The sequence below is a fragment of the Streptococcus suis YS161 genome (assembly GCF_002760245.1).
GTDB lineage: Bacteria > Bacillota > Bacilli > Lactobacillales > Streptococcaceae > Streptococcus > Streptococcus suis_I.
The window spans coordinates 1-8677 of sequence record NZ_ASCA01000098.1 but is presented as its reverse complement, the minus strand read 5'-3'; the positions used below and the strand labels follow the sequence as shown (position 1 = coordinate 8677).

Sequence of the window (8677 nt, the reverse complement as noted above, 5' to 3'; positions counted from 1 at the left end):
TAGTCAAGTTAACATTATTACACTCATTAAAAATTTGGGATTGAAAAATCCCCATAAACTTATTTTACGAGGAGAAAATACATGAAAATTAACGTCCCTTTTAGCGAAAATATTTTACCTAAACGGTTTGGCAAAGAAGCAAAATCTGAAGATGTTATTCAAGATAATCCAGTACGCTCATTCCCGTTTGAGATTAAGGAATTGCCAGCGGGGGCAAGGTATGTAGCTATTACATTGATTGATTACGATGCTGTACCGATATGCTCATTTCCGTGGATCCATTGGCTTGTTACTGATATAGATGTTGTGAATAGTGAGGTCGTTATTCCTGAAAATTTTAGTTTAGATTATAAAGCGACTATCAAACAAGGGAAAAATAGTTTTTCTAGTCCATTCTTAGAAACAGATTATACTGAAATTGATTCAATTTTTGTCGGTCCAACACCTCCAGATAAAGATCATCGATATACTCTAGAAGTGTTTGCACTATCTGATAAAACAGATTTGAAAAATGGATTTTATTATAATGAATTATTAGATGCAGTGCGCCCGATCGCTTTGAGTAAAGTAAGTGTAAATGTTGTTGGACAACTATAAGTTAACAAAAAGGAGCTAGAGATTCTAGTTCCTTTTACCGTTTGGCCATTGAAACAAAGGTAACCTTATCTGGTCGGTAGGTAATGGTGCCGTACTGGAAAGGACGGCCGTCTGCCAGATAGGTGGTGCTGGTGACGGAAACCACCATGTCGTAGTCAGCCAGGTCTAGCAGGCTTTTTTCTTCCTCCGTCGCAAAGCGGAAGGAAATTTCTCGGCGGGAATGGGAAATCTCTAGACCTAATTCTTCTTCCAAATACTTATAAATCGAGCTTTCAGCGACTTCCTTGCTGAGATAGGGGACAATCCTGCGGTCAAAGTAGGAAATCTCATGCTCTAAACGCTCTCCATCAATAGTCCGAACGCGGCTGACACGGTAGAGATCCGTTTTTTCATCCACTTCCAATTCCTTCATGACCTCTGGCTGGCCTTGTACGATGTAGAGATTGGTCAGTTGGGTCTGGACTTGATGGTGGGCAGAGCGGTTGAGTTCACTGACGGTCTTCAATTCGGACACAAATGGTTTTCTGACCAGGTTATGGTCCAAAATAATGGAATTTCTCCCTTGACGTTTTTGGATATAACCATCAATTTCTAATAACGATAGTGCCTTGCGGATGGTGTCCTTGGAATAGGAATAAATCTCCATCAGTTCATTTTCTGTAGGCATCTCTTGATTGGCCTGCCAGATATTTTGTTCAATTTTTTCCTTGATGTCAGCATAGACTTTCTTGTATTTACTCATTTTGGGGACTTCCTAGCTTGCTATTTACCGCTAGTATATCATAAAAAATGCCAAAGGTCAGTATTCTAAGTCTAGACAAACTTTTACGTAAAACTAATAAAATTATTCCGTAAAACTATTGACAAATGAAAACGTTTACGTTATAATAAGGCTACAAGTTGAAAAGATTTTACTAAGTAAATAGAAAGGAGCGATATGAAATTACTAACAGTCAATGTTCATGCTTGGCTAGAAGAGGACCAGCATGAGAAATTGGATATTTTAACTCAGACCATTGCTCAAAAGCAATATGATGTAATCGCTCTTCAGGAAGTCAACCAGTTGATGACAAGTCCTCTGGTGACCAAGGAGTTACGGCAAGACAATTATGGTCTGGTCCTGCTTGAGAAACTAAGAGAGCTTGGAGTGACAGACTATTCCTATTTTTGGTCCAATTCCCATATCGGTTACGATAGGTACGATGAAGGAATTGCCTTCTTGACCAAACTACCTGTCTATGAAGTGGATGCCTTCTACTGCAGTCAGAACAAAGATTTGACATCAATCTTGTCTAGAAAAATCATTGGTTTGACGGTCTTGTATGAGAAGGAATTGATCGACATTTATTCTTGTCATATCAATCTTCCTGACAGTAAAGAAGAAAATCAGCTAGATAATATCCGCTCGATTGTGAAACGAACAAGTTCGGACCGCTTGAAAATTCTAATGGGAGATTTCAATACGGATGCCCTGTCAAATCCACAAGCCTACCAAGCTATCAAGGACTTAGGTTTATATGATAGTTATGATTTGGCCGAGGAAAAGGATAGGGGAATCACCGTTGAAAAAGCCATAGATGGGTGGGCAGGTCATAGTCAGGAAAAACGTCTGGACTATGTGTTCATAAATCAGGAAATTCAGGTTCACTCCAGTCGTGTGATTTTCAATGGAGATAATCTTCCCATTATTTCAGACCATTTTGGTGTGGAAGTTGAAATTAATGTATAAAATGGCACATAGCCAAAAAATAAAGGAGAAAAAATGAAAAAATTTCTTAGTTTCGAATTTTGGCAAAAATTCGGTAAATGTTTGATGGTCGTGATTGCCGTTATGCCGGCGGCAGGTCTCATGGTTTCTATCGGAAACTCGATTCCACTAATCAGTCCTGAATCAGAATTGCTCATTCGTATTGGGAATATCATTGCCCAAATCGGTTGGGGGATTATCGGAAACCTTCACTTGCTCTTTGCCTTGGCTATCGGTGGTAGCTGGGCTAAGGAAAAGGCTGGCGGTGCCTTCTCGGCAGGTCTTGCCTTCATCCTTATTAACTTGATTACAGGTCACTTCTTTGGAGTGACGACTGACATGCTTGCAGATGCAGCGGCAACCGTAACCACTGTTTTTGGAACAGAGATTCCAGTTTCAGGCTACTTCGTCAACATCTTGGGTCAGCCTGCTCTGAACATGGGTGTCTTTGTAGGGATTATTGCTGGTTTTGTTGGGGCGACTGCCTACAACAAATATTACAACTATCGCAAGTTGCCAGATGTATTGACCTTCTTTAACGGCAAACGCTTTGTGCCATTTGTTGTCATCTATCGTTCTGTCCTTGTAGCGCTAGGTTTGGCAATCTTCTGGCCTCTTGTACAAACTGGTATTAACAGTTTTGGTAAATGGATTGCAACATCACAAGATACAGCTCCTATTGTAGCTCCTTTCGTTTATGGTACCTTGGAACGTTTGCTTCTTCCATTCGGTCTTCACCACATGTTGACTATTCCGATGAACTATACGTCACTTGGTGGTACCTATGACATCTTGACAGGTGCTCAAGCAGGTACACAAGTATTTGGTCAAGATCCACTTTGGTTGGCTTGGATTACAGACTTGATTAACCTCAAGGATGCTGGTGATATGGCTCAGTACAATGACCTTCTTGCCAATGTAACCCCTGCTCGCTTTAAAGTAGGTCAAATGATTGGTTCCTCTGGTATTCTCATGGGCTTGACCCTTGCTATGTACCGTAATGTTGACCCGGATAAGAAGAAAAAATACCGTGGTATGTTCCTTTCATCTGCTGCAGCCGTTTTCTTGACAGGTGTAACAGAACCAATTGAGTTTATGTTCATGTTTGCAGCAATGCCACTCTATGTCGTTTATGCTTTTGTACAAGGTGCGGCTTTTGCCATGGCGGATATTGTCAACTTGCGTATGCACTCATTTGGTAATATCGAATTCCTTACACGTACACCGATGGCGATTAAAGCTGGTATCGGTATGGATGCTTTCAACTTTATCTGGGTAACAGCCCTCTTTGCAGTTGCAATGTACTTCATTGCCAACTTCATGATTCAAAAATTCAACCTAGCAACAGCTGGACGCAATGGTAACTATGATACAGAAACAACAGATGTGGTTTCAAATTCAAACGTAGATACTGCGGATGCCAATTCACAAGTGGTTCAAATCATCAACTTGCTTGGTGGTCGTGATAATATCGCAGATGTGGATGCTTGTATGACTCGTCTTCGTGTTAGTGTTAAAGATGTGGCACAGGTTGGAGATGAAAATGCTTGGAAACAGGCTGGTGCTATGGGCTTGATTATCAAAGACTCAGGTGTTCAAGCAGTCTACGGACCAAAAGCAGATGTTCTCAAATCAGACATTCAAGACTTGCTAGAATCTGGCGTAGCTATTCCTCGTACAGAAATTGTTGCGACAGAAGAAGTTGCTCCTGAGACTCAGTTCAAAGGTGTGACGGAGTCAGTTTACTCTGTCGCTGAAGGGCAAGCTATTGCCATCACAGAAGTAAAAGACCCAGTCTTCTCACAAAAAATGATGGGCGACGGTTATGCAGTTGAGCCTAGCTCCGGCAATGTTTACGCACCAGTTTCAGGTATCGTAACCAGTGTCTTCCCAACCAAACACGCTGTCGGTATTTTGTCTGACAAGGGTGTAGAAGTCTTGGTGCACGTCGGCCTAGATACAGTTGCGCTAAACGGTGCTCCATTCTCAACCAAGGTAACAGATGGTCAACGTGTTGAAGCAGGGGATTTGCTCCTTGTCGCAGACCTTGAAGCCATTCGCTCAGCAGGACGTGAAACGACCATCGTCGTTGCCTTCACAAACACAGTAGAAATCAAATCTGTCAGCCTTGAAAATCTTGGGCAAGTAAGTAAAGATAGCCAAGTTGCGACAGTTGAGTTGTAAGATAAAAAGACAAGTTCATGCGAGCTTGTCTTTTGCTTTTAAAAATCTTCTCAATCCTTGCCATTTATGGTATAATAAAGCGATTTTATAAAATGTAGGAGGTTCCCCATGGGACGTAAATGGGCCAATATTGTAGCCAAGAAAACCGCAAAAGACGGTGCTAACTCAAAAGTTTACGCCAAATTTGGTGTTGAAATCTATGTAGCAGCGAAAAAGGGTGACCCAGATCCAGAAACAAACTCAGCGCTGAAATTTGTTATCGACCGTGCTAAGCAAGCGCAGGTTCCAAAACACATCATTGACAAGGCCATTGACAAGGCAAAAGGAAACACAGACGAAACTTTCGTAGAAGGTCGTTACGAAGGCTTTGGACCAAACGGTTCTATGATTATTGTTGATACCTTGACATCAAATGTAAACCGTACGGCAGCTAACGTGCGTTCTGCCTTTGGTAAAAACGGTGGTAACATGGGCGCATCTGGTTCTGTATCATTCATGTTTGATAAAAAAGGTGTGGTTGTCTTTGCTGGTGATGATGCAGATGCCATCTTCGAATTGCTCCTTGAAGCAGATGTCGAAGTGGATGACGTAGAAGCAGAAGACGGCACAATAACTGTCTACACAGCCCCAACTGATTTGCACAAGGCCATCGTGGCACTGAAAGAATCAGGAATCCAAGAGTTCAACGTCACTGAACTTGAAATGATTCCACAATCAGAAGTATCACTTGAAGGCGATGACCTCGCAACATTTGAAAAACTCTACGATGCCCTCGAAGACGACGAAGACGTTCAAAAAATCTACACAAATGTAGATGGGTTTTAATATAAAAAAAGTGCTAGTAGCACTTTTTTTATATTAAAAGGTTGGAGATTGGAACTGCCGGCAGGCAGTTTTCTTTATACTCAAAATTCCGGGGGACAGTCATTTTTATTAGAAGCTAGGAGATTGGAACTGCCGTTAGGCGGTATTTTTTGAGTGAATATTAAAGCATGAGGTCTGGATTGGGAATTAGAACGGACGTTAGGAATTTTTTTTAGTGCCAGATTGCCAATTGATAACCAACTGTTAAATGTTCAGATTGAAGATGTAAATAAGTTGTTCTAAAAAAATTAGCTATAAGGCGAAACTATAGCATTGTTTAGGAAAAAGCTATTTGAAAGCTTCTATCTTTTCTGATATGATAGAGTGGTATTATTTTTAGGAGGAGCTATGTCAAATAATTTACTTGTTTTACAATCAGATTTTGGTTTAGTTGATGGTGCAGTTTCAGCGATGATTGGTGTTGCTCTCCAAGAATCGAGAGATTTAGTTGTTCACCATCTAACTCATGATATTACTCCGTACAATATCTTTGAGGGTTCATATCGCCTCTTTCAAACGGTCGAATACTGGCCGGAGGGGACAACATTTGTTTCGGTTGTCGACCCAGGAGTTGGTTCAAAACGTAAGAGTGTAGTAGCTTTGACCGAACAAAATCACTACATTGTAACGCCAGATAATGGAACGCTATCCTTCATTAAAAAATATGTGGGGATAAAGGCGGTTCGAGAAATTTCAGAGGTGGCCAATCGCCGTGCTAATACAGAACATTCGTACACCTTCCATGGTCGAGATGTTTATGCCTATACGGGAGCTAAATTGGCTTCTGGACACATTAGCTTTGAAGAAGTTGGTCCAGAATTAAGCGTGGATGAGATTGTGGAAATTCCAACAGTCCCAACGGAAGTTGGTTCGGACTATGTAAAAGGTGCAATTGATATTCTGGATGTTCGATTCGGCTCGCTTTGGACCTCGATTACGAGGGAAGAATTTTACACCTTGCAACCGCAGTTTGAAGATCGCTTTGAAGTGACCATATACAATAACGACATGCTTGTGTATCAAAACCAAGTAACCTATGGCAAGTCCTTTGCGGATGTACGTATCGGACAGCCATTGATTTATATCAATTCCCTCTATCGTGTAGGTGTTGCGATTAATCAGGGCTCATTTGCTAAGGCTTATAATGTCGGTGTAGGTCAAAACTGGCATATTGAAATCAAACGTATTAGTAATTAAAGAAAATGAAGGAGAATTTTATGAAAAATAATTCTATCAAAACTGTCGTAGCTACCGGTATCGGTGCTGCCCTCTTTGTTGTCATTGGCTTGCTGATTAGCATTCCTACCTTTGTACCGAATACCTACATTCAATTGCAGTATGCAGTTCAGTCGCTCTTGTCAATTGTTTTTGGACCAATTGTTGGTTTCTTTGTAGGGCTTATTGGTCATGCCTTTATAGACGCACTGCGAGGTGGGTCGCCTTGGTGGTCATGGGTTCTAGCCTCAGCAGTTTTCGGCTTGGTGTTAGGTTTTGCTAGAAATCGTCTGCGTATTCAAGAAGGAATTTTTGACGGAAAAGATATTTTTGCTTTCAATATTTTTCAAGCAGTAGCTAACCTCATTGCTTGGGGAGTCATTGCCCCAGTTTTAGATATTCTTATCTATAGTGAGGCGGCGAATAAGGTCTTTGCACAGGGACTTGTGGCAGGTATTGCAAATAGTATTACAGTTGCTATTGCAGGGACACTCCTTTTGGCTGTTTATGCAAAATCTCAAACGAAGACAGGTAGTTTGTCTAAAGATTAAGTTTTTATTTTCCCTAGAAAAAATTCTAGGGTTTTTTCAATACCAAAGAATACAAATATGATATAATAATATAAAACAAACAAAAACATGTGTTCAAGGGGAGAAGTATGGTCTGGACAGAAGAAAAGTTGGGACCGATTATTCATTCTATACTCAATCCTGACGAGGAAGTTTTAAGTCTTTATCAATCGAAAACGACGAAATCAATTTATGGTTGCATTCTTTGGAATAGTTATTATTATAAGGTTTTCCGAGTTAGTAACCACCCATCACAATCTACATATAAACAGCCAACTTTTTATGATTTCCATGGCGAATTTTATATGAAAGGAGCGATTCGAACCTACCTTTATCACACGAACAGTTGGTATGAACTTAGTAAGCAAAGCTACTACCTTCTTCTCTTTTTTCAAAAGTTATGGGATGAAAAGCAAGAGGTGGAGGCGAGTTGGCAAAATGGCAGGATACAGATTCGCTTAGTGGTTGAAGAAGAGGGGTGGCAAGTCCATTATCGTTTTCCAGATAATCAGGCAAGGGAGGTTGAACGCTTATTGGCCTCAGGCATGCTGGTGGCCATTCGCTCCTCCAGAAATTTTATCAAGATACGGACGAGTCGTTTTGTTGCACCGTACATAGCTCTAATCAAACAGCGTCAACTTTATCGAAAAAAGCCGAGTAAAGCTATGCTTCAGTGGGAAAAATACCAAAGTCAACTTATTGAAATCCAAAGGACTTATCGGCTAGTAGAGGAAAGTGCTCCGCAAACTTTTTTTGGACGCTGGTTGAATAAGGTCCAACTCTATCTCTGCTCTGCCATTGCCAGCTATTGGGAAGAAGTTATTGAAGGAGTGGAGTGGCAGGAGGCAAGAGAAATCAAAGAGCAAAGGAAAGCCGAGAAGCCGCATAATCCTATTGAAGATAAATGGAAGGAAAATATTGCTAGACGCCATAAGCGAAAAGTGGACCAACTTATCGGACATGATACCTTGGAAAAACTCCGACAACTGAAAACAGAATTAGATGACTAAGAAGTTATAGCGAACCTTCAATAAATGGGAGCGGGAAAGAACTCGACTGGTCAAAAAAAGTTCGTCAACAATTTTTCGTTTTAAGTTGTTGAGCTGAAACAGTCTATCCCCAGACATCAATTTATGTGAGCTGACTGCCGTCAGCTTATATCTCCCACTTTAAAAGGTCTCCCAGACCTTTTAAACTCCCGCCCCCGCACAGCTCAAACTGTCTGGGGGACAGTTTGAGGTTGGAGATGAAGCGAACTCTGTTCGCATCAGTCGTATAGGTCAGATTTGGAGTATAAAACACGAATTACTGAGATTTGCTTCGCAAATCCTATCTCCAACCTTTAACAGTCCACTGGACTGTTAAACCCAATCAACCACTGCGCTGAGATGTTGACACGAACCCTGAGAAGCGAGGTTGGTCTTTTTGCCCAATGTCATTAAGTTAACTAACCTATCACATTTTGTGGTGGGTTAGTTTTTATGTTACACTAAAAATAAAA

General features: G+C 40.9%; 8 protein-coding genes. 7 read left to right on the top strand and 1 reads right to left on the bottom strand.

What is annotated here, in order from left to right; translation table 11 throughout:
- The first annotated feature begins 81 nt into the window (after positions 1-81).
- A complete protein-coding gene (locus SST111_RS11925; protein ID WP_044672608.1) occupies positions 82-597 on the top strand; it encodes a YbhB/YbcL family Raf kinase inhibitor-like protein in 516 nt (171 codons plus the stop codon).
- A gap of 34 nt (positions 598-631) precedes the next feature.
- Here the strand turns inward: SST111_RS11925 and SST111_RS11920 are convergent, their stop codons facing one another.
- Entirely contained in the window at positions 632-1339 is a 708-nt protein-coding gene (locus SST111_RS11920) for a GntR family transcriptional regulator (RefSeq protein WP_099811599.1), read from the bottom strand.
- A 195-nt stretch (positions 1340-1534) separates the two neighbouring features.
- Between SST111_RS11920 and SST111_RS11915 the strand changes: the two genes are divergently transcribed.
- From SST111_RS11915 to SST111_RS11890, 6 genes are all read left to right on the top strand, one after another.
- Complete coding sequence (locus SST111_RS11915) at positions 1535-2326, top strand: endonuclease/exonuclease/phosphatase family protein (RefSeq protein WP_099811598.1); 792 nt, start codon at positions 1535-1537, stop codon at positions 2324-2326.
- Between the two features lie 33 nt (positions 2327-2359).
- On the top strand, positions 2360-4528 hold the full coding sequence (locus SST111_RS11910; RefSeq protein WP_099811596.1) for a PTS transporter subunit IIBC: 2169 nt from the start codon (positions 2360-2362) through the stop codon (positions 4526-4528).
- 108 nt (positions 4529-4636) lie between these two features.
- A complete protein-coding gene (locus tag SST111_RS11905) occupies positions 4637-5353 on the top strand; it encodes a YebC/PmpR family DNA-binding transcriptional regulator (protein ID WP_004194195.1) in 717 nt (238 codons plus the stop codon).
- Between the two features lie 387 nt (positions 5354-5740).
- Entirely contained in the window at positions 5741-6589 is an 849-nt protein-coding gene (locus tag SST111_RS11900; RefSeq protein ID WP_029176699.1) for an SAM hydrolase/SAM-dependent halogenase family protein, read from the top strand.
- A gap of 20 nt (positions 6590-6609) precedes the next feature.
- Positions 6610-7158 carry an ECF-type riboflavin transporter substrate-binding protein gene (locus SST111_RS11895; RefSeq protein WP_024377202.1) on the top strand — a complete coding sequence of 183 codons (549 nt, stop codon included), beginning with the start codon at positions 6610-6612 and terminating at the stop codon, positions 7156-7158.
- Between the two features lie 107 nt (positions 7159-7265).
- On the top strand, positions 7266-8186 hold the full coding sequence (locus tag SST111_RS11890) for a hypothetical protein (RefSeq protein ID WP_099811594.1): 921 nt from the start codon (positions 7266-7268) through the stop codon (positions 8184-8186).
- The last annotated feature ends 491 nt before the right edge of the window (positions 8187-8677 follow it).